Below are 21815 nucleotides of genomic sequence, written 5' to 3' on the forward strand. Positions count from 1 at the left end.
GGTGCCGGACGCGATGAATTCGAAAGGTGCCAGGGGAATGTCGGCCGAAATCGTCGAAGTGGGTCCGGACGCCGAAGCGTCCGCGGCCGAGCCGAAGTCGAAGAAGAAGCTTCTCATCGCCGGTGCGGCAGCGGTGCTGCTGCTGGGCGGCGGCGGTGGCGCCTTCTTCCTCTTCGCCGGCGGGAACCAGGCCCATGCCGAGACCGAAAGCACGGAGAGCGAGAGCCATGGCGGCGAGGTGGGCGCGAATGCCTATTTCGACGTCCCCCCGATCGTGGTGAACCTGCGCTCGCCCGACGGTCAGGCGCGCTTCCTGAAGGTCCACATCATGCTGGCGCGCGGTCCCAACGCGACCAACGAGACGCTCAAGGCCAAGCTTCCCGCGATCCTCGATTCCTACCAGCCCTTCCTCCGCGAGCTGCGACCGGAGGACCTGGCCGGATCGGCGGCGGTGTTCCGCATCAAGGAAGAGCTGCTGGTCCGCGCGACCCAGATCGCCGGCAGCGGCATGATCAAGGAAGTTCTCATCCAGGACCTGGTCCAGCAATGATCGACCTCGAAGACTTCGACCTTCCCGAACCGCCCGTGGCGCCGGTCGGCGGTGGTGACGGAGACATCCGCTTCGACCAGGCGGACATCGACGCGCTGTTCGGCGACTTTGGCGGCCCGGTCGAGAAAAAGAAGGGCCTGCGCGCCGTCCTCGAATCCAAGGTGATCAGCCACGAGCGCCTGCCGATGCTGGAAGTGGTGTGCGACCGCGTGGTCCGCGCCTTCGCCAGCTCGATGCGCAACCTCACTTCCGACGCGATCGACGTGAGCCTGGAGGAAGTCACCTCCACCCGCTTCGGCGAATTCATGAACCGCGTCTCGCTCCCGGCGATGATCGGCGTGTTCAAGGTGCAGGAGTGGGAGAGTTACGGGCTGGTCACGGTCGAATCGAGCCTGATCTACGCCGTCGTGGATGCGCTGCTCGGCGGGCGTGGTGGCGGCAACCCCGTGACGATCGACGGCCGCGCCTTCACCACGATCGAGACCGGGCTGGTCTCGCGGATGCTCACCCTCGCACTCGACGATTTCGCGACGGCGTTCGAGCCGATCGAGCCGATTCACATCGACCTCGAACGGATCGAGACCAACCCGCGCTTCGCGGCGATCGCCGGCACGTCGAACATCTGCGCAGTCGCCACCTTCCGCGTCGACATGGACGGGCGTGGCGGCCAGTTCACACTGGTCTTCCCATATGCGACGCTCGAGCCGGTGCGCGACAAGCTGCTCCAGCGCTTCATGGGCGAGAAGAGCGGCCGCGACAGCATCTGGGAGGCGCACATGGCCTCCGAGATCCGCAAGACCAACGTGACGGTGAACGTGCTGCTCGGCGAAAAGGCAATGCCGCTCGCGACGCTGCGCGCGCTGGAGATCGGCCAGACCATCGCGCTCCACAAGGGCCCCGACGACCCGCTCGACATCGCGTGCGGCGGCGTGACGCTCGCCCGCGGCCAGATCGGCCAGCGCTGCGGCAAGGTTGCCGTGCGCCTCCTCACCGACGTTTCCAAGGGAAAGAAGAAATGAGCCTCGCGATTGTCGCCAATGCGCTGACCATGATCTTCTGCATGGCCGTGCTCGTGCAGAGCGTGCGGATGATGCGGAGCCTGCGCACCGTGAAGGACGGCGCGCTGACCGACGTCGTCGCCGCGCTCGAAAAGGCCACGACCGGCGCGCGCGCCGTGCTTTCGGACATGAAGGCGACGCTCGGCACCGATTGCGCCCAGCATGCCCGGCTCGTCGAGCAGGCACGCGAGCTTCGCGACGAATTGCAGCTGATGACCGGCATCGCAGACGGCGCGTGCGAGCGCATCGTCAACGCCGTCAGCCTCGCCAATGCGCTGCGGGCGGCGGGCGCGGATGGCGCTGAAGCGGAAGATGAGACCGAGGACGCCGCCGCCAACGTGCAGCGCCAGGCCGAGGCGGCGTGATGAAGCGCCCTTCGCTTCTTTTGATGACGGCTGCCGCTTCGGCGCTCGCGGTCGTCGCCAATGCCGCCACGCTCGCTGCGCCCGATGCGCAGGACAAGGCGCCCAAGACCCGGCTCGGCAGCTCGATCGAGCAGGACCTGAACGCCCGCGATGCCGAGGCTGCACGCCGCAAGCGCGCGCTCGACCTGCGCGAACAGGCTGCCAAGGCTGCCGAGGCGCGGCTCCAGGCCGACATGCAGGCACGCCAGCAGCAGGCCGCGACCGTGTCCGGGGCCCCGGCTGCCGGCCCTGCCGAGGCCCCGGAGGCGCAGTTCGACGAACTCGCACGCATCTATCAGGCGATGAAGCCCAAGGCCGCCGCGGTAGTCTTCGAACAGCTCGACATGGAAGTGCAGATGAAGGTCGCCCAGCGGATGCGCGAGCGTTCGACTGCGATGATCCTTGCCGCCATGACGCCGAAGGGCGCGGCCGCGCTGAGCATGGCGCTGGCCCGCAAGAGCGCGCGGGTCGCGGCAGTCGCCGCCCCTGCCCCGGCGGCGACACCTGGAGCGGGCAGCCGTGCCAAGCGCTGAGCCGGAGGCCGCGAGAGACGGGCCCAGCCCCCAATCGGCTCGGCCGGTTGACCTGGTTGACTCGATAACGCGTTTTTCTGCCGAAGCGACAGCGACGCGCCAACGAAGCGACAGCGACGCTACACGCGCGCGGCATCCACGCGACAGCAAAGCTACACCCACGCGCCGCCGACGCGGCAGTTACGCTACACGGACGCGGCACCGAGGCGTCGCCCACGCGGCGGCCGCGCGACAGCTTTGCGATCCGGATTGAGGGAGGAGGATTCTGCTGCTCGCGCATATGCGAACGGAAGCAGAACAAATCCTACTTTGCTAGGGGAATCTGGGAGAGGCGCGGGTGCTGTCGCTACTCAATCCTCCCTCGCCAGGGGGAGGTGTCAGCCGCAGGCTGACGGAGGGGGCGGATGCCAGAACACATCGGCCAACGTGCTTCCTCCCCCTCCGTCGCCTTCGGCGCCACCTCCCCCTGGCGGGGGAGGATTGAAGATCAAGCGCTCTCCCAACAGGAGTAGAAATAACACGAGCGATCGCCACCGAGCCTAATGATTGTGCCGTGGGACCTTCTCGCTCGTCCGGCGGTACTTCAGGGCGAAGTCGAGCGTGCCGCCTTCGGCCAGCTGGCCGACCTTTTCACGGTACAGCTCTTCCCATGGCGTGTTGCTTTCGGGGATCGGCGGGGCGGGTTCGGTCTTGCGGCGGGCGATCTCGGCTTCGTCGACCAGCGCGTCGCAGCGGCCGGTATTGAGATCGACGCGGATCGTGTCGCCGGTGCGCAGCCAGGAGAGCCCGCCCCCCGCCGCGCTCTCGGGCGAAGCGTTGAGGATCGAGGGGCTGTCCGACGTGCCCGACTGGCGGCCGTCGCCGAGCGTGGGCAGGCTCATGATGCCCTGCTGGATCAGGTGATCGGGGGGCTGCATATTGACCACCTCGGCCGAGCCCGGCCAGCCGAGCACGCCCGATCCGCGGATCACGAGGATGCAGTTGGCGTCGATCTGGAGCGCGGGATCGTTGATCCGGTGGTGATAATCGTCCGAACCATCGAAGATGATCGCGCGGCCCTCGAACACGCCCTCGGCGCCCGGGCGCGAGAGATAGCGGGCGCGGAAATCCTCGCCGATCACGCTGGTCTTCATGATCGCCATGTCGAAGAGGTTGCCCGAGAGGACGAGGAAGCCAGCCTTCTCCTTGAGCGGCGCATCCCAGGGGAGGATCACGTCGCGATCGAGCACCTTCGCCGCGGTGATGTTCTCGGCGAGCGTCCGCCCGGTGCAGGTCATCACGCTGCCGTCGAGCGCGCCGTTGGCGAGCATCTCGGCCAGCACCGCGGGGATGCCGCCGGCGCGGTGGAAACGCTCGGACAGATATTCGCCGGCGGGCTGCATGTTGACGACCAGCGGCAGATCATAGCCCAGGCGCCAGTCGTCGGGCGTGATCTCGATGCCGGCGTGCGCGGCCATGGCGTTGAGATGCGGCTGGGCGTTGGTCGAGCCGCCGATCGCGGTGAGCAGCCGGATCGCGTTGAGGAAGCTCGCCTTGCTGAGGATCTTCGACGGGCGAAGGTCGTCATAGGCCATCTCGACGATGCGCTTGCCGGTCTCATACGCCATCTGGCCGCGCTCGCGGTAGGGTGCGGGGATCATCGCGCAGCCGGGGAGCGACATGCCCAGCCCTTCCGCGATCGAGTTCATCGTCGAGGCGGTGCCCATGGTGTTGCAATGGCCCGAGGAGGGCGCGCTTTCCATCGCGCGGCGGAGGAACTCGGCCTCGTCGATCTCGCCGGCCGCCATCTTGCGACGGCTGCGCCAGATGACGGTGCCCGATCCGACCAGCTCGCCTTCATGCCAGCCGTCGAGCATCGGGCCACCCGAGAGGACGATCGCGGGGATATCGACCGTCGAGGCTGCCATCAGCGAGCTGGGCGTGGTCTTGTCGCAGCCGGTGGTGAGGATGACGGCGTCGATCGGATAGCCGTTGAGGATCTCGACCAGGCCGAGATAAGCGAGGTTGCGATCGAGCGCCGCGGTGGGGCGGCGGCAATTCTCGAAGATCGGGTGGAGCGGGAACTCCATCGGGATGCCGCCCGCTGCGAGGATGCCTTCGCGCGCGCGTTTCACCGTCTCGAGATGGATGCGGTTGCACGGCGCGATGTCCGACCCCGATTGCGCGATCCCGATGATCGGCTTGCCCGAACGCAGCTCGTCGGGCGTGATGCCATAGTTCATGAACCGCTCGAGATAGAGCGCGGCCATGTCGGCGCGGCCGGGCGCGGCGAACCATTCGCGCGAGCGGAACGGGCGGGCGGGGGTTCGGGTCATATTTCCTCTCGATCCTCCCCGGTACGGGGAGGGGGACCAGCCGCAGGCTGGTGGAGGGGGCCAGCCACAAGCGACTCGTCTGGGGCACTCCCCCTCCACCACCGCCTTCGGCGGCGGTCCCCCTCCCCGTACCGGGGAGGATCGTCTCAGCCTTCCATCGCCTCCAGTTCCTTGCCCTTGGTCTCGTTGATGAAACGCTGGACCAGGAAGAAGCTGATTACTGCGCAGACTGCGTAGAACGAATAACTCGCAGCGAGACCGATGCCGGCAAGCATGATCGGGAATGCCTGCGCGATGAGATAATTGGCGAACCACTGGGCGAAGCCGCACACCGCCAGCGCCGAGCCGCGGATCTGGTTCGGGAACATCTCGCCGAGCATCACCCACATCACCGGGCCCCAGCTGACGTTGAAGAAGATCACATAGAGATTGGCCGCGACCACCGCGATCAGGCCGTTCTGCCCCGGCAAGACGAGTGCGCCGTCGACCAACGCGCCCTGGCTGAAGGCATAGACCATCACGAACAACGTGATAGCCATCCCCGCCGAACCGATCAGCAGCAGCGGCTTGCGGCCGATGCGATCGATCAGTGCGATGGTGAGGAAACAGGCCGCGATCGAGACGACGCCCGAGCCGATGTTGATCAGCAGCGAATCATTCTCGCTGAAGCCCGCGGCCTGCCACAGCGTCGAACCATAATAGAAAATCACGTTGATGCCGACGAGCTGCTGGAACACCGCGAGCAGCAGCCCCGCCCAGACGATCGCGCGAATACCGAGAAAGCCGCGGCCGCCCGCCGGGGCGAGCACGTCGCTGAGCTGCGGGCGGTGATCGGTCGAGAAGCTCGCCTGGATTTCGCCGAGCTTGGCGGCTGCTTCGGTCGGTCCGAACAGATTGGTGAGCACATTGGTCGCCTCGGCATTACGCCCCTTGGAGACGAGATAGCGCGGGCTCTCCGGAATGAAGAACAGCGCCACGAGGAACACCGCCGCAGGGAGTGCCTGCATCAGGTACATCCAGCGCCATGCCTCGAGCCCGCCCCAGAACAGGTTGGTCGACGCGCCCGCCGCTGCGGCGAGATAATAGTTGACCACGAACGCGGCGGTGAGGCCCGAGATGATCATGATCTGCTGCACCGTCGTCATCCGTCCGCGGATGTTCGCGGGGGCGACTTCGGAGATATAGGCGGGCGAGAGCACCGAGGCGGCGCCGACTGCCATGCCGCCCAGGATACGGGCGATGACGAAGATGTTGTGATCGTGCGCAAGTCCCTGAACGAGCGCGCCGACTAGGAAGAGGATCGCGGCGAGCCGCATCACGTTGCGGCGGCCCATGCGGTCCGCGAGCGTGCCGGCGAAGAACGCGCCGATGAAGCAGCCGATCAGCAGCGAGCCGACGGTGAAGCCCAGGCCGGCGTCGTCGAGCGCGAACGCCGCCTTGAGGCCCGGCTGGGTGCCGTTCACGGCGCCGCTGTCATATCCGAAAAGCAATCCGCCGATCGTGGCCACGGCCACGATGGCGCTGATCAGGCCGATGTTGGCCCGCTCCGCCGTTTGATTCATCCCCTAGTCCTCTCCTGATCCCGCGACCGAATGGCTGGTCGTGTTAGCGGTAACGGTGGCGCGGGCGCGGAAGAAATGCAATGGCCTTCTCGCGCTCAGCGACGCTCCTTGCGCAGCGGGCCGCCCTCGCGGACCGGCTTGCTCTCGCTCGCCGAACGCGGGGGGCCCGAGGATTCGCGCAGGATCAGCTCGTGATCGAGCACCTGCTCCTCCAGCTTGTCACCCTGCGCTCCGCGATGCGCGCGGATGCGGGCGAGCAGCAGGTTGAGCGCGGATTCGGCCATCGCCGAGATCGGCTGGCGCACGGTCGTCAGCTCGGGCCAGATGGTGGTGGCGAGCGACGTGTCGTCGAAGCCGACGATGCTCAGGTCGTGCGGCACGTGCAGCCCGCTACGGTGGGCGACGCCCACTGCCGCGGCGGCCATGTCGTCGTTGCTCGCGAAGATCGCAGTCGGCCGATCGGCGCGGTCGAGCAGCCGTTCGCTGGCGAGGATACCCGAGCGGAAGGTGAAATAGCCCTGCTCCACCGGCATCGCCTTCACGTTCAGCCCGGCCTCCTCGATCGCCGACACGAAGCCTCGATAGCGCTCCGCGCTCGACGTCTGGTTGGGATTGCCGCGGATGAAGCCGATGTTGCGATGGCCGAGATCGATCAGGTGGCGCGTGATCGCGGCAGCGGCGGCGAAATCGTCGATGCGGACGTTGAGGCTGCGCGCGGGCGGGCGGCCCATCGCGACCGACACCCAGGGAATTCCCGCAGCATCAAGCTCGGCGCGCACGGGGGCGGATTCGGAAAGCGGCGGCGGCAGGATCACACCTTCGACGCTGGTGGCGGCGAAGCTCCGCGTGGCCTCGGCCTGCTCCTCGGCGCCTTCGCTCTCGCAGGCCTCCAGCACCAGGTGGCAGCCGGCGCGGCGCGCGGCAGCGAGCGCGCCGATCAGGAACTGCGAGAGATAGGCGGCGGAGGGGTTCGAATAGAGCAGCCCGATCTGCGTCGCCTCGCCCGCGGCAAGGCTTCGCGCGGCGCTGTTGGGCGAATAGTTCAGCTTCGAAATCGCCTCGAGCACCGCGACGCGCGTGCTCTCACGCACATTGGTCCCGCCGTTGACGACTCGCGAGACGGTCATCGCGGATACGCCCGCTTCGCGTGCCACATCCTGCACCGTCACGGTGCCGCGGCTTCTCCGGCTCGGTCTGCTCATCCTTCTCCCCGTTGGCGCGCATTGGTGTAACAAACAATTGCAGAAAGCAAACGAGCTTCGTCGGGACAGTGCCGCCGGTTGACCGCGCCGAACGACCGCCCCTATAGTGATAGCGCTACCATAATTCGACGACGCACGGGCGTCGCGACACGGGGAGGAAAAGAAACGTGCTTGCTTCGCGCCTGACGGGATCGACCCGCCACATCCGCATCGCCGCGCTTGCCGCGGTCGCCGCCGCGGCGCTTTCGCCGGTCGCCCTGCCCGCTGCCCAGTCGCAGGGTAGCCGCGCCGAGAAACCACTCTACAAGGACGCTTCCCAACCCGTCGCCGCGCGCGTCGAGGACCTGCTCAAGCGGATGACGCTGGAGGAGAAGGTGCAGCAGATGGTCGCGATCTGGCTGCAGAAGGAGAAGATCCAGACCGCCGAGGGCGAGTTCGATCCGGTTAAGGCGAGCCAGAACTTCCCCAATGGGCTCGGCCAGATCTCGCGCCCCTATGACCGCCGCGCGATCACCCAGGGACCCGCCGCGGGTGCCGCACCGGGGACGAACAACCGCGGGCCCGAGGATACCGCGCGCTACATCAACGCGGCGCAGAAATGGGCAGTGGAGAAGACCCGGCTCGGCATCCCGCTGATCATGCATGAGGAAGCGCTGCACGGCTATGTCGCGCCCGGCCGCACGAGCTTCCCGCAATCGATCGGCCTTGCCAGCACCTGGAACCCCGAGCTGGTGGAGAAGATCTTCTCGGTAGCGGCACGCGAGATGCGGGCGGTGGGCGCGAACCTGGCGCTCGCGCCGGTGGTCGATGTCGCGCGCGATCCGCGCTGGGGGCGGATCGAGGAAACCTATGGCGAGGACCCGCACCTCGTCGGCGAGATGGGGCTGGCGGCGATCCGCGGCTTCCAGGGCACCACGCTGCCGCTGGCGAGCGACAAGGTCTATGTGACGCTCAAGCACATGACCGGCCATGGCCAGCCCGAGAGCGGCACCAACATCGGCCCGGCCACCGTCTCCGAACGCACGCTGCGCGAAGTGTTCTTCCCGCCGTTCGAGCGCGCCGTGACCGAGCTTCCGATCGGCGCAGTGATGCCCTCGTACAACGAGATCGACGGCATCCCGAGCCACGCCAACCGTTGGCTGCTCCATGACGTGCTGCGCCAGGAATGGGGCTTCAAAGGCGCGGTGCTGAGCGACTATTTCGCGATCCGCGAGCTCAACACGCGGCACAAGATGTTCGACACGCTGGAGGACGCCGCCGTTCGCGCGATGGACGCGACCGTGGACTTCGAGACGCCCGACGGCGAGGCGTATGACCTGCTTCCCAAGCTGGTGCGCGAAGGCCGCGTGAGCGAGGCGCAGATCGACGACGCGGTGCGCCGCATCCTGACGCTCAAGTTCCAGGCCGGGCTTTTCGAGAATCCCTATGTCGACGCGAAGGCGGCGGCGCGGAAGACCGAGACGGCCGATGCGATCGCGCTGGCGCGCGAGGCTGCGCGCCAGTCGATGGTGCTGCTCAAGAACGACCAGAAGCTGCTTCCGCTCGACACATCGAAGATCCAGCGGCTCGCGGTGATCGGCACCCATGCGAACGACACGCCGATCGGCGGCTACAGCGACATCCCGCGGCACGTGGTGAGCGTGCTCGAAGGGATGAAGGCCGAGGGCAAGGGCAAGTTCGAGGTCGATTATGCCGAAGGCGTGCGGCTGACGAAGAGCCGGGTGTGGGCGGAGGACGCCGTCGAGCTGGTCGACGACGCGACCAACGACAAGCTGCGCGCCCAGGCGCTCGAAACCGCGAAGAACGCCGACACCATTCTGCTCGTGCTGGGCGACAACGAGCAGCTCAGCCGCGAGGCCTGGGCGGACAACCATCTGGGCGACCGCAACTCGCTCGAGCTGATCGGGCCGCAGAACAAGCTGGCCGAGGAGATCTTCGCGCTCGGCAAGCCGGTGGTGGTGCTGCTGCTCAACGGCCGGCCGCTATCGGTGAAATATCTCTCCGAGAAGGCACCGGCGCTGATCGAGGGCTGGTATCTGGGCCAGGAGACCGGAAACGCCGTCGCCGACGTGGTGTTCGGCCGCGCCAACCCGGGCGGCAAGCTGCCGGTAACGATCGCGCGCGACGTGGGCCAGCTGCCGATGTTCTACAACCACAAGCCGAGCGCGCGGCGCGGCTATCTCTTCGCGGAGACCAGCCCGCTCTATCCGTTCGGCTATGGCCTTTCGTACACGACGTTCGAGATCGGCGCGCCGGTGCTCGAGAAGCCGACGATCGGCCGGTACAACAACGTCAAGGTGCGGGTGGACGTGACCAACACGGGCGCCCGGGCCGGCGACGAAGTGGTGCAGCTCTATGTGCGCGACGACCTGGCGAGCGTCACGCGGCCAGTGAAGGAGCTGAAGGCGTTCGAGCGCGTCACGCTGGCGCCCGGCGAGAAGAAGACAGTGACTTTCGAGCTCAACCCGCGCCACCTGTCGCTGTGGAACGTCGACATGAAGCGCGTGGTGGAGCCGGGGACGTTCACGATCTCGGCCGGGCCGAACTCGGTGGATTTGAAGAGCGTGACGCTGACGGTGAAGTGAGCAATCCTCCCCCGCCAGGGGGAGGTGTCAATCCCCGCGAAAGCGGGGAATGACGGAGGGGGAGGAAGCACGACATCGGTTGATCGCCGTCCGCCCCCTCCGACGCGCTACGCGCGCCACCTCCCCCTGGCGGGGGAGGATTTTGGACCAACTACTCCGCCAGCCAGCCCGCCACCCACACCAGCGGAGCGTTCCAGTTGATCGCGACTTCGTTGAGCGCATAGGAACGCACGTCGTCGGCCCAGCAGCGCTGCGGCGCGCATTTACCCAGCATCGCCTTGGCGACATCGTCGGACATGGCGGTCGTGTTGGGGCCGCCCGAGAGCGCTCCCGGCGGCGGGCCGGGGAGCTTCGGGTCGAGCGATTTGGCCCAGAAGCGGTGGTGCGGGTTGCGCATCGGCCGCGCGCCATAGCCGCTTACATAGCTATGACCGGTCGGGTTGCGGCCGAGGACATAATCGGCTGCGTCGATCACCCCGGCGCGGTACTTCGCCTCGCCGGTGAAGTCGTGCGCCAGCGCGAGCAGCATCGCGCGGTTGAGCAGGTTCGAGTTCGATCCCCAGGGGTAGTTGGTCGCGCCATAGGGAATGCGGAAGCCGTTGGTCTTTTCGTCGGCGAGGAAAGCGTCCGCCGCTCCCACAATCACGCCACTCAGTCGCCGGAGCTCTTCGGCGGACAGGTCCGTCTTCACCGTCGCGAGCGTGATCGTGCCCAGCGGCGCGGTGCTGGGCCAGCCGGGCTCGGCGGTGATCCGCGCGAAGTGGGGCGAGCTGCGCACCGCCTCACGGTAGACGCCCTGCCCCGTAGTCGCGAACAGCTCGGCGGCCGCCCAGTAGAATTCGTCGGAGACATCGCCGTCGCCATAGCCGCCGCTGCCGGTGAAGCTGTTGGTGGCGAAAACCTGCGGGTTGCGCTGCGCGGCCATCCACGCCCGCTCTGCCGCGGCGAGGCAGCGCGCGGCGAACGCATCGTCGATGCCGCGCCAGATGCGCGCGCATTGTGCGGCGGTTGCGGCGAGGTTGAGCGTCGCGGCGGTGGTGGGGGGATAGAGCAGCCGCTCCTCGGGATCGTCCTGCGGCGGCATCGGCAGCGCGGTCCAGTTGCGGTCGGCGACCTTCTGGTGCGCCATGCCGCTCGCGTCAATCTCGGCGAAGTCGGCGGGGCTGCGCTCCCATTGCGGGCGGCCGGGCGCCGCGGGCTTGGGCTGGCCTACGGGCACGCGGGCGCGTGTCCCCTCGGGCACCTGCATGCGGAGCAGGAACTCCATCTCGAAGCGCGCCTCGTCGAGCAGGTCGCTGACCCCGTTACCGGCCTCGGGAATCTTCTGCGAACCGTCGCGGAAGACCTCGCCACCGGTCTCGTGGGCGTTGAGCAAGGTCCACAGCGATATGCCGCCGTTGACGACATATTTGCCGTGGTCGCCCGCATCGTACCAGCCGCCCGTCACGTCGAGCGTATAGGCGCAGCCAGGCCATTCGGTGCCGCGCTCGTCCTTGCCCGCGAAGCATTTCGCCACTTCGCGCGGATGCCCCGCGGGCCGCGCCCATTCGGTGCCAACGAAGCGCGCCTCGATCGGCACCCCGGCGCGCTGGTGGTAGAAGAAGGCGAGCGCATCGCGCGCGAGCGGGGCGTAGAGCCCGTCCCGGATCGCGAAGGTGTCGCTTTGCGATCCGGCGACGACCAGCCGATAGCCCTGCCCCGCCGTGCGGAAGCTGCTGAAATCGATCCGCTGGATTTCGAAGCCGGACGCCGGGTCCTTGCCATAGACCTGGGCTTTGCCTTCGAGCAGCGTGCGCCCCTGCGCATCGACGAGCTTCCAGGCGAGCGGCGCCGAACCGCCCTGGACGATCGCGACCTTGGGACTGCCGGGCTCGAAGCCGATCTGGTTGAGATAGATCGGCAGCGGCGGCGGGTTCGCGGCACCGGGGCTTGCCACAACGAGCAGCGCTGCCGGGGCCGCCGCGAACGTGCGGATTGATCTCCTCCGCATCTCTATTCCCCCTTGCCGGCGAACACCCCGAACGTCGCGCCTACGAACCCGCCTGCGGTTTTGGTGCTCAGCATCGTCGCCTCGATCGCGCCGATCTCGGTCCATGCTCCCGGCCTGGTCGCATAGGCGAAGCGATATTTGTCGCCGGCCGCGGTGACGCGCAGATGCACGGGATCGCCCGACTTACCTTCGAGCGGCACCGTGCCGAGGGTGGCGCCGCGCGCAGGCTCATCGGGGCCGGCGCGCCATTCGAGTGCGATCACCGGCTTGCCGTCCCTGCGCGTGATGCCGAGGAAGGCCCAATATTCGTCGCTCTGCAGCGCGACGATACCTGCGCGGTCGCCGTCGCGCTGCGGCGCAAAGCGCACCACCGTCTCGGCAGAGGCGTTGATGTGCTGCTGGCGGCGCGTGAGGAACGAGGGATTGGCATTATCGCCGAGCCCCGCGGCACGCGCGTCGAGCACCAGCGTGCCCTTCTCCAGCGCGTACCAGCGCGCGCGCGGGTTGCGGAGCATCATCCAATAGGGCGGCAGCGTGGAGCCATCGAACTCGTCGCGCACGGTGAAGGCACCGCTGGTCGGCAGCTTGGGCTTCGGCTGGACGGGAAGCGCAGGCCGCTTATGGACATAGGGGATCGCCTGGCCCGGGCGCGTGATCCGCGGCCAGCCGTTTTCCCATGTCACCGGCAGTAGGAAAGTCTCGCGGCCGGTGTTGTAAAAGTCTCCCTGATAGGGCCGCACCGCGAGGAAGGTCGCCCACCACTTCCCATCGGGCGTAGTGACGAGCTGGGCATGGCCCGCCGACGTGATCGGGTGCGCGCGGTCCTCGGGCAGGTCACGCTGAGTGAGGATCGGATTGCCGGGGCCCGGGACATAGGGACCGGTGACGCTCTTCGAGCGCAGGATGACCTGGCTGTGCCCCACGGCGGTGCCGCCCTCGGCGCAGCTCAGATAATACCAGCCATCCTTCTTGAAGATGTGCGGCCCCTCGATCCAGATCGGCTTCTTCGAGAAATCGACGCCGCCGTTGACCAGCAGCTTGCGCGGGCCGAACGTCTTGAGCGTTTTGCGATCGAACTCCTGGATCCAGATCGCGCGGTGGCCCTCATATTGCGGCTTCCCCTCGGGCGGGCCGTTGTTGAGTATCCATGTCCGCCCGTCCTCGTCGAAGAACAGCGAAGGGTCGATCCCCCCTTCGAGATCGGGCAGCCACATCGGATCCGACCAGGGGCCGGCCGGGTTCTTCGCCGTGATCACGAAATTGCCGCCGCAATCGACGCAGGTGTTGAGGATGTAGAAGACGCCATCCTTCGCCTGGATCGTCGGAGCGAACACCCCGCGCGAGAGGCCGAGCTTCTTGAAATCGAGCTGGTTGGGGCGATCGATCGCGTTGCCGATCTGGGCCCAGTTGACCAGATCGCGACTGTGGAACACCGGTATGCCGGGGAAATAGCTGAAGGTGGACGTGACGAGGTAGAAATCCTCCCCCACCCGCGTGACGCTCGGATCGGGGTAGAAGCCCTGGAGGATCGGATTGCGATACTCGCCGGGGCCGGGCTTGAATAGCGTATCGACCGGATCGGAGCCGCGGTATTCGAACCAGTCGAACCGCGCCTGCTGCGCCGCGGCGGGCGTAGCGAGCGCGATCGCGGCGAGGAGGGAAAACCAGCGCATCATTCGTCTCCTCAGGCTGCGGCGCAATTCTCGCGGATGAAATCGCGGTGCTTGGGCATGTAATCCGCCGAATTGGCGATCGTGCTCCTGATGTGCGCAAGCCGCGCGCGCGTCTCATCGAGGCTCATCACTTCGGCGACGGGATCGAAGCCCTGCGGCTTCATCAGCTGACCGTGCATCACCGCGAACCAGCTCGTATCGTTGAACAGTTCCTCATTCTCGCGGAAGCAGCGGCCATAGCTGCGGAACACGCGCATCTTCTCGGCCAGCCGCTCGGGGATCTCCATCGTTCGGCAATAGTCCCAGAAGGGCGAGTCATCGCGCTCGGTGGCGTGATAATGGAGAATGAGGAAGTCGCGGATCTCCTCGTAATCGGTGAGCATGATCCGATTGTATCGGTCGATATCGGCCTGGTTGAAACTGCGATCCGGGAACATCGTGAGGAAGCGCGACAGACCGCTCTGGATGAGCCAGATCGCCGTCGATTCGAGCGGCTCGAGGAAGCCGCCGGCGAGGCCCATCGCGACGCAGTTCTTGATCCACAGCTTGTTGCGGTGGCCGGTACGGAAGGGCACGGTACGCGGGTCGGCGAGCGGCTCGCCGTCGAGGTTGGCGAGCAGGATCGCAGTCGCCTCGTCGTCGCTCATGTGCGCCGAGCTGAAGACATGGCCGTTGCCGATCCGGTGCTGGAGCGGGATGCGCCATTGCCATCCGGCCTTGTGCGCAGTCGAACGCGTATAGGGTGTCCATTCGTCGACGCTCGCGCACGGCACCGCGATCGCGCGGTCGCACGGCAGGTGCTGCGACCAGTCGGTGAAGCCGGCCTTCAGGGCCTGCTCGATGATCAGCCCGCGGAAGCCCGAGCAATCGATGAACAGGTCGCCGCCGACCTCGGTGCCGTTCTCCATCACCACCGACTGGACGAAGCCGTCTTCGCCGCGGAGCTTCACATCGACGACCTTGCCCTCGCGCCGCACCACGCCGCGCTCCTCCGCATAGCCGCGCAGGAAGCGGGCGTAGAGACCGGCATCGAAGTGGAAGGCATAGGCGATGTCGGAGAGCGGCGAATTGCCCGCATCGATCCCGCGCATGAACTTGTTGCCGCGCGCCGCCTGCGCCTGGAGCGAGAATTGATCGACGTCCGGCGCTTCACCCCGCTGGTGGAGCCGCAGGAAATAGGCGTGGAACGACACGCCCTGCATGTCGATGCCGTACTTGCCGAACGGGTGGAAATAGGTGTGGCCCATCCGGCCCCAGTTCACGAACTGGATTCCGAGCTTGAAGCTGCCCTTGGTCTCACGGACGAACTGGTTCTCGTCGAGCCCGAGCATGCGGTTGAAGGTCGCCATCTGCGGGATGGTCGCCTCGCCCACGCCGATGATGCCGATCTCGTCGGACTCGACTAGGGTGATGCTGGCGTAATTGGGGCCCAGGATGCGCGCCAGAGTGGCCGCGGTCATCCATCCGGCGGTGCCGCCGCCGACGATCACGATGCTGCGGATGCGATTGTCGGTCATTCGAGTCCTCAACGGGCAGCCGCCGCGGCCCGCGGCGCGACAGGTGCGGCGGGGCAATGGCGGGCGAGATAATCGGCGTGGCGCGGCATCGCGTCGGCAGCGCGAGCGAAGATGGAGCGGATGCGCTCGGCCATCGGGCGGAGCTGGTTGACGTCTATTGCCTCGACCAGCGGGTCCCAGCCCTGCGGCGTGATCCCCTGCCCGCGCAGCACCGCCACCCAACTCGTCTCGGCGAACAACTCGTCATCGCGGCGGAAGATGCGACCGCGGTTGCGGAACAGCTCGATACGGCGGGTGAGGCTCTCGGGCACGTCCATCTCGCGGAGGTGGCGCCACAGCTCGCCGGGGCGTTCGTTCGCCTTGTAGTGGAGGATCACGAAGTCGCGGACCTGCTCATATTGCAGCCGCGTGAGCTCGTTATAGGTATCGCGCTCGGCGGCGCCCCAGCTGCGATCGGGCAGCAGCGCGAGCAGGCGCGAGATGCCGGCCTGGATCAGGTGGATGCTCGTCGATTCGAGCGGTTCGAGGAATCCCGAGGAGAGGCCGAGCGCCACGCAGTTGCGGTTCCAGGCGAGCTTGCGGCGGCCGGTGGTGAAGCGCAGCTGCCGCGGTTCGGCGAGCGCGGGACCTTCGAGATTGGCGAGCAGCGTGGCGGCGGCTTCGTCGTCCGAGATATGCGCGCTCGAATAGACATAGCCGTTGCCGGTGCGGTGCTGCAGCGGGATGCGCCACTGCCATCCCGCTTCGCGCGCCGTGGCGCGGGTGTATGGTGTGAGCTCGCCCGTGTTGGCGGAAGGCACCGCGACTGCGCGGTCGCACGGCAGCCAGTGCGTCCAATCCTCATAGCCGGTGTGGAGCGCTTCCTCGATCAGCAGCCCGCGGAAGCCCGAGCAATCGATGAACAGCTCGCCTTCGATCCGCTCCCCGCTTTCGAGCGTCACCGCTTCGATGAAGCCATCGGTGCCGCGCAGCGCGACCTGGGTGATGCGCCCCTCGCGACGCACCACGCCGCGGCGCTCGGCATAGTCGCGCAGATAGGCTGCATAGAGCGAAGCGTCGAAATGATAGGCCTGGACGATGCTGGCGAGCGGCGACCCCGGATCGCCGACCGGCGCGGCATAGCGGTTGCGCTGCGCGGCGGTGGCGCAGAGGCTGTATTCCTCGAGCGCGCCCGCCAGCTCGAGCGCGTGGAGCTTGTGCCAGATCTGGTGGAACTTGACGCCCTCGATATCGAAGCCGAACTCCCCGAAGGGGTGCATGTAGCGGTGGCCGGGCTTCAACCAATCGACGAACTCGATCCCGAGCTTCATCGAGCCCTGGGTTTTGGCCAGAAAATCATTCTCGTCGATGCCGAGCATCGCATTGAAGGTGCGGATCGGCGGGATCGTCGCCTCGCCCACTCCGACGATCCCGATCGCGTCGGATTCGACCAGGGTCACCGAGACGCCGGCCGCGACCAGCCGGGCGAGCGCACCCGCCGCCATCCAGCCGGCGGTGCCGCCGCCGACGATCACGATGCTGCATATGGGCTCGTGCGCGCTCATCGCCTCCCCGTCTCCGCCCATCCGGCAATCGCCCGGGCGGCGGGCGCAGCGCCGCGACGCCGCCGCGTTGTGCGCAACCTAGCCCGGCCGATCCCAAGCGAATAGCGCCAGCCGCGCGTGCGGCTGCGATCTTTCTGCATCGGGTTTCCCCCTCTCCCACCAGGATGTTAGCGCTCACGGCTCCCGAGGGTCAACCGTATGGCGGGAGTGGATGCCGGCGTTCTGCGCCGCGGAATAATTTGTGCAGCGCAGCGAAAGCGTTGCAAATTAACAACAAATGCAGATCATGTCAGACGCGTTACAGCAAAGGCTTGATCTTTGCGCCGATCTCAACTTACCTTCGGTGCAAATAAAACGCGCCTATAAATGGTAGCGCTAACAAGGGGGAGGCAGCTTGATGCGCAAGCAATCGAAGAATCATATCCGCGATCGGGGAGGTAAGCTCCACGGCAGCCTGCTGTGCGCCAGCGTATCGGCTGCGGCGCTCTGCATGGGGGCGACGCCGGCCTGGGCACAGACCGAAGCTTCGCCGACGCAGGTGACTCCGCCGGGGGCGCAGACGACCGACGAGGCGGCGACCCAGCCGGCCGAGGACGAGGTCGTCATCCAGGGTTATCGCCAGTCACTGCGGAGCGCGCAGGAGATCAAGCGCAACTCCGACGTGATCGTGGATTCGGTGACCGCAGAGGATATCGGCGCGCTTCCCGATCGTTCGGTGACCGAGACGCTCCAGCGCATCCCGGGCGTGGCGATCAACCGCTTCGCGGCGGGCGTCGATCCCGATCACTTCTCGGTCGAGGGCTCGGGCGTGGTCGTGCGCGGCCTCACCTATGTCCGCTCGGAGTTCAATGGCCGCGAGGCGTTCAGCGCCAACAACGGCCGCGCGCTGAGCTTCCAGGACGTCCCTTCCGAACTGATGGGCGGCGTCGACGTGTTCAAATCGCCTTCGGCCGACCGCATCGAGGGCGGCATCGCGGGCGTGGTGAATCTGCGCACGCGCACGCCGTTCGATGCCAAGGGCTTCGTCTTCGCCGGCTCGGCCGAGATGAACTACGGCGATTTCCTGCAAGAACCGGGCGCGAATTTCTCGGGCGTGATCAGCGATCGCTGGGAGACGGGCATCGGCGAGATCGGTCTGCTTGCCAGCGCCTCCTATTCCAACCTCAAGAGCCGCGCGGACCGTCTCCAGGTGTCGAGCTTCCGCGCCCGCAATCTCTATTCGGACGGAGATGTCGTCCAGAACCCGGGAGCGACGCTGGCCGGCCGCGTGCTTTTCCCCCGCGGCGCCGTGATCGGCAGCCAGGAATTCGACCGCACCCGCTACGGCTATTCGGCGGCGGCGCAGTGGCGCAGCAACGATGGCTCGATGGAAGCGCTGTTCCAGTTCCTGCGCTCCGACGCACGCCAGGCCTGGACCGAACGGACTGTCGAGATCGCAACGGATAACGTTTCGAACAACGGTGACTCGCGCCGCGTGCCGGGCACGACGCTCGAGTTCGACGAAGACGGCATGTTCGTGAGCGGCATGATCACCGGCCCGACCGGCTGGCGCGCCGATCAGAACCAGTCCGCGGCGGGCATTCTTGCTCGCGTACCGATGCTGGGCCTCCAGTCGAACAACCAGCGCCGCGACCATGACGAGCGGCTCCTGACCGACGACTACAGCTTCAATTTCAAATGGGATGTCAGCGAGCGGCTGGGCGTCACGTTCGACTATCAGCACGTCGATTCGAGCACCTATCTGATCGACAACGCATTGTGGAACTCGACGTACCAGAATGCGTCGATCGAGTTGCGGGGCGACGATTATCCGGTCGTTGCGTTCCTGCCGCCGCAAGTGTGTTCCGGTCCTGCTGCCAACTCTCAAGACCCGCCGGGCGGCGACAATGATTGCGCCGGTTTCGGCACCCGCCCCGCCGGCGCGCCCGGCTCACAATATTCGCCGAACTATTACGGGGCTGGGCACACCAGCTTCAGCGATCCGTTCAACAGCTTCCCTCGCGCCGCGATGGATCACATCGAGGACAGCGACGGCAATTCGGACGCGGCACGGATCGACCTGGAATATTCGTTCCCGGACAGCGGCTTCCTGAAGTCGATCCGGGCGGGCGTGCGCTATGCCGACCGCGACCAGACGGCGCGCTTCTCGACCTATAACTGGGGTCGTCTGTCGGAGCAGTGGGGCAACAACGGTCCGGTGTGGCTCGACGACAACGTGGATGGCGTGACCGGCGGCAACGGCGGCTCGCCGGTGCTGATGAACTCCAACAACGCCTATTATTTCAATAACTTCTTCCGCGGAAAGGCCTCTAACCCGCTCGCCGACCAAGGCCGTCTCTATTATTCGCTGAACACCGTCGACAATTACGACGCCTATGCGGCCTACGCATCGCTCGTGAATCAGGAATGGGAACCGCGCGTCGCCAATTGCCCCGAAGACAGCGTCGTCCGCAACGGCGGCTGGAACCCGCTCAATGCGCGTTGCGGCCTTGTGCCCGGCACTACGTTCCTGCCGGGCGAGATCAATCCGATCAGCGAGACGAACAAGGCCGCCTATGTCATGGCGCGCTTCGACAGCGAGTTCGGCAACGGCATGCGGCTGACCGGCAACGCGGGCGTTCGCTTCACCTCCACCAAGCGCAACTCGCAGGGCGTGCAGCAATACACCTACGGCAGCGTCTACTTGCCGACCGAGGCGACCTGTCTAGCGCCCCCCGCTGACAATGCGGTAGTCCAGGGCTTCTGCGCGATGCCGGGCGATGTGCGCCAGTCGGTGCGCGACTTCCAGAACGGCGCGCTTGTCGAGTCGCCGGGCGAAAGCACCTACGACTATTGGCTGCCGAGCGTTAACGTGAAGCTGGAGGTAGGCGACGGACTCCAGTTCCGCGCCGCCTATTTCAAGGGCGTCGCGCCGCCTGCAACCGGCCTGATCCGCAACTATGGCGACGTGCGCGTCAATGCGGTGCAGAACACCAATCCCGACGGCACGCTCATCCCGGGCAGCTTCCGCCTCCAGGCGACGGTCAACCGCGGCAATCCGTTCCTCAAGCCGGTCGAGGCAGATAACTTCGATCTTACGGCCGAATGGTATTTCTCCAACGTGGGCCAGCTGACGGTCTCGGGTTTCTACAAGCGCCTGAAGAACGTGGTGACCAACGAGACCTACCGCTCGACCTACACCAACAATGGCGAAACCTTCGATGCGGTGATCACCAATCCGGGCAACGCGACGGATACGGGGACGATCAAGGGGGTCGAAGTCGCCTACCAGCAAACCTTCGATTTTCTGCCCGGCGCGCTCAGGGGCTTCGGCCTGCAGGCCAACTATACGTTCATCGACTCGTCGGGCGTGCCGCAGAGTACGCTTTCCGAAACCGATCCGGACGTAGGCGCCGGCCGGGTGACCACCGTGGACCTCGCCAGCCTGCCGCTGCAGGGCCTGTCGAAACACAACTTCAACATCACGCCCTTCTATGATTATGGTCCGCTCTCGCTGCGCGCGACCTATTCGTGGCGATCGGACTTCCTGCTGACCATTCGCGACGTGATCGTGCCGAACGATCCGATCATCAACAAGGCGACGGGCCAGCTCGACGCATCGATCTTCTACGCGCTCTCGCCGAACGTGAAGATCGGTCTGCAGGGATCGAATCTGCTCAACGAAGTGGTGAAGACCAAGGCGGTGGTGACCGGCCTCGACGGCGAGAACACCGAAGTGCCGCGCGGCTGGTACATGAACGATCGCCGTATCGCGGGCATCATGCGCTTCAGCTTCTGATCATCCCAACCCTGCACTGCGCCGCCGGTCCCCGACCGGCGGCGTTTTTGTTTGCGGCGCCGCCGGCGCGGCCCATAATCAGGCGATGCGCGTGTTGCAGCCGATCCGCGAAGTCGAGAACATTACCCCCGAACGGCTCCGCACGGAGATCGTCGCCGGCTATGCCCCCGTGGTGCTGCGCGGGCTGGCGAGGGACTGGCCCGCGGTAGCTGCCGGGCGGGAATCGATCGATGCGCTGTGCGGCCACCTTGCGGGCTTCGATCAGGGCGCGGCCGCAGAGGCTTTCGTGGGATCGCCCGAAATCCGCGGCCGCTTCTTCTATTCGGACGACCTCTCCGGGTTCAATTTCGAGCGCTGCCGCGGCGGCTTCGGCGATCTGCTGCGCTATCTGCGCTCGCTGGCCGACCGCGACGACGCGCCCGCGGTCTATGCCGGCGCGCTGGAGACGAGCCTAGCCCTGCCCGGTTTCGCCGAGGCCAATCCGCTGCCGCTCGTCGAGGGTCTCCATGCGACGCCGCGCATCTGGATCGGCAACGCATCGACGATCAGCACGCATTTCGATGCTTCGGACAATGTCGCGTGCGTTGCAGCGGGACGGCGACGCTTCACGCTCTTCCCGCCCGACCAGGTGCACAATCTGTACGTCGGCCCGCTGGACAAGACGGTGGCGGGCCAGCCGACCAGCATGGTCGAGCTCAACGATCCCGACTTCGAGCGCTATCCACGCTTCCGCGAAGCGCTGGCCGCGGCGCAGCAGGCCGAGCTGGAGCCCGGCGACGCGATCTTCATCCCTGCGCTCTGGTGGCACCAGGTCGATGCCTTCGGGCCGCTCAACGTGCTGATCAATTACTGGTGGGAGGATTCGCCCGACGCCGCCGCGCGCTTCGACGCGATGGTGCACGCGGTGCTGACGATCAGCCATCTGCCGCCCGAGCGCCGCGAGGCGTGGGCGGCGATGTACGACACCTTCGTGTTCAAGGAGCATGGCGAGTCCGCCGGACATCTCGCAGCCGAGCACCGCAGCGTGCTGGGGCCGCCCACGCCCCAGCTGCGCAACTATATCCGCGCCTATCTCGCGCGCGGACTCCAGCGGCCCTGAAGCCG

At 66.6% G+C, this 21815-nt stretch carries 14 protein-coding genes; 7 read left to right on the forward strand and 7 right to left on the reverse strand.

Annotation, left to right across the window (positions count from 1 at the left end):
- Positions 1-37: 37 nt before the first annotated feature.
- From ACMGDH_RS15915 to ACMGDH_RS15930, 4 genes are read left to right on the forward strand one after another with little or no spacing between them, the layout of a single operon-like run.
- On the forward strand, positions 38-550 hold the full coding sequence (locus ACMGDH_RS15915) for a flagellar basal body-associated FliL family protein (protein ID WP_436828958.1): 513 nt from the start codon (positions 38-40) through the stop codon (positions 548-550).
- Positions 547-1569 (forward strand): flagellar motor switch protein FliM, encoded by a 1023-nt coding sequence (gene fliM / locus ACMGDH_RS15920; RefSeq protein ID WP_436828959.1) that lies wholly within the window; start codon positions 547-549, stop codon positions 1567-1569. Before ACMGDH_RS15915 ends, fliM begins: the two co-directional genes overlap by 4 nt.
- Positions 1566-1973, forward strand: coding sequence for a DUF6468 domain-containing protein (locus ACMGDH_RS15925; RefSeq protein WP_436828960.1), 408 nt, complete (start codon positions 1566-1568; stop codon positions 1971-1973). Before fliM ends, ACMGDH_RS15925 begins: the two co-directional genes overlap by 4 nt.
- Positions 1973-2545 (forward strand): MotE family protein, encoded by a 573-nt coding sequence (locus ACMGDH_RS15930; protein WP_436828961.1) that lies wholly within the window; start codon positions 1973-1975, stop codon positions 2543-2545. The genes ACMGDH_RS15925 and ACMGDH_RS15930 overlap by 1 nt, the downstream gene beginning before the upstream one ends.
- A gap of 539 nt (positions 2546-3084) precedes the next feature.
- Here the strand turns inward: ACMGDH_RS15930 and ACMGDH_RS15935 are convergent.
- From ACMGDH_RS15935 to ACMGDH_RS15945, 3 genes are all read right to left on the reverse strand, one after another.
- A complete protein-coding gene (locus tag ACMGDH_RS15935) occupies positions 3085-4860 on the reverse strand; it encodes an IlvD/Edd family dehydratase (RefSeq protein ID WP_436828962.1) in 1776 nt (591 codons plus the stop codon).
- 146 nt (positions 4861-5006) lie between these two features.
- Positions 5007-6422, reverse strand: coding sequence for a sugar porter family MFS transporter (locus tag ACMGDH_RS15940; RefSeq protein WP_436828963.1), 1416 nt, complete (start codon positions 6420-6422; stop codon positions 5007-5009).
- Positions 6423-6517: 95 nt separating this feature from the next.
- Positions 6518-7624: a LacI family DNA-binding transcriptional regulator gene (locus tag ACMGDH_RS15945; RefSeq protein WP_436828964.1), complete on the reverse strand. Its 1107-nt coding sequence runs from the start codon at positions 7622-7624 to the stop codon at positions 6518-6520.
- Positions 7625-7791: 167 nt separating this feature from the next.
- On the opposite strand from ACMGDH_RS15945, the gene ACMGDH_RS15950 reads away from it, so the two are divergent.
- Positions 7792-10209: a glycoside hydrolase family 3 N-terminal domain-containing protein gene (locus tag ACMGDH_RS15950; RefSeq protein ID WP_436828965.1), complete on the forward strand. Its 2418-nt coding sequence runs from the start codon at positions 7792-7794 to the stop codon at positions 10207-10209.
- Positions 10210-10360: 151 nt separating this feature from the next.
- Here ACMGDH_RS15950 and ACMGDH_RS15955 read toward each other — a convergent pair whose 3' ends face one another.
- From ACMGDH_RS15955 to ACMGDH_RS15970, 4 genes are read right to left on the reverse strand one after another with little or no spacing between them, the layout of a single operon-like run.
- Complete coding sequence (locus tag ACMGDH_RS15955) at positions 10361-12199, reverse strand: glycoside hydrolase family 9 protein (protein ID WP_436828966.1); 1839 nt, start codon at positions 12197-12199, stop codon at positions 10361-10363.
- Positions 12200-12201: 2 nt separating this feature from the next.
- Positions 12202-13872: a glycoside hydrolase family 43 protein gene (locus ACMGDH_RS15960; protein ID WP_436828967.1), complete on the reverse strand. Its 1671-nt coding sequence runs from the start codon at positions 13870-13872 to the stop codon at positions 12202-12204.
- Positions 13873-13883: 11 nt separating this feature from the next.
- Positions 13884-15389, reverse strand: a complete 1506-nt coding sequence (locus ACMGDH_RS15965; protein ID WP_436828968.1) for a tryptophan halogenase family protein — start codon at positions 15387-15389, stop codon at positions 13884-13886.
- Between the two features lie 8 nt (positions 15390-15397).
- The gene (locus tag ACMGDH_RS15970; RefSeq protein ID WP_436828969.1) at positions 15398-16933 is read right to left on the reverse strand and encodes a tryptophan halogenase family protein; all 1536 of its coding nucleotides are present in this window, start codon (positions 16931-16933) and stop codon (positions 15398-15400) included.
- A gap of 397 nt (positions 16934-17330) precedes the next feature.
- Between ACMGDH_RS15970 and ACMGDH_RS15975 the strand changes: the two genes are divergently transcribed.
- Positions 17331-20711 carry a TonB-dependent receptor gene (locus ACMGDH_RS15975; protein ID WP_436828970.1) on the forward strand — a complete coding sequence of 1127 codons (3381 nt, stop codon included), beginning with the start codon at positions 17331-17333 and terminating at the stop codon, positions 20709-20711.
- 91 nt (positions 20712-20802) lie between these two features.
- Positions 20803-21810, forward strand: coding sequence for a cupin-like domain-containing protein (locus ACMGDH_RS15980; RefSeq protein WP_436828971.1), 1008 nt, complete (start codon positions 20803-20805; stop codon positions 21808-21810).
- Positions 21811-21815 lie beyond the last annotated feature (5 nt).

This window comes from Sphingomonas radicis (assembly GCF_051400635.1).
In the GTDB taxonomy this organism is placed as follows: domain Bacteria; phylum Pseudomonadota; class Alphaproteobacteria; order Sphingomonadales; family Sphingomonadaceae; genus Sphingomonas.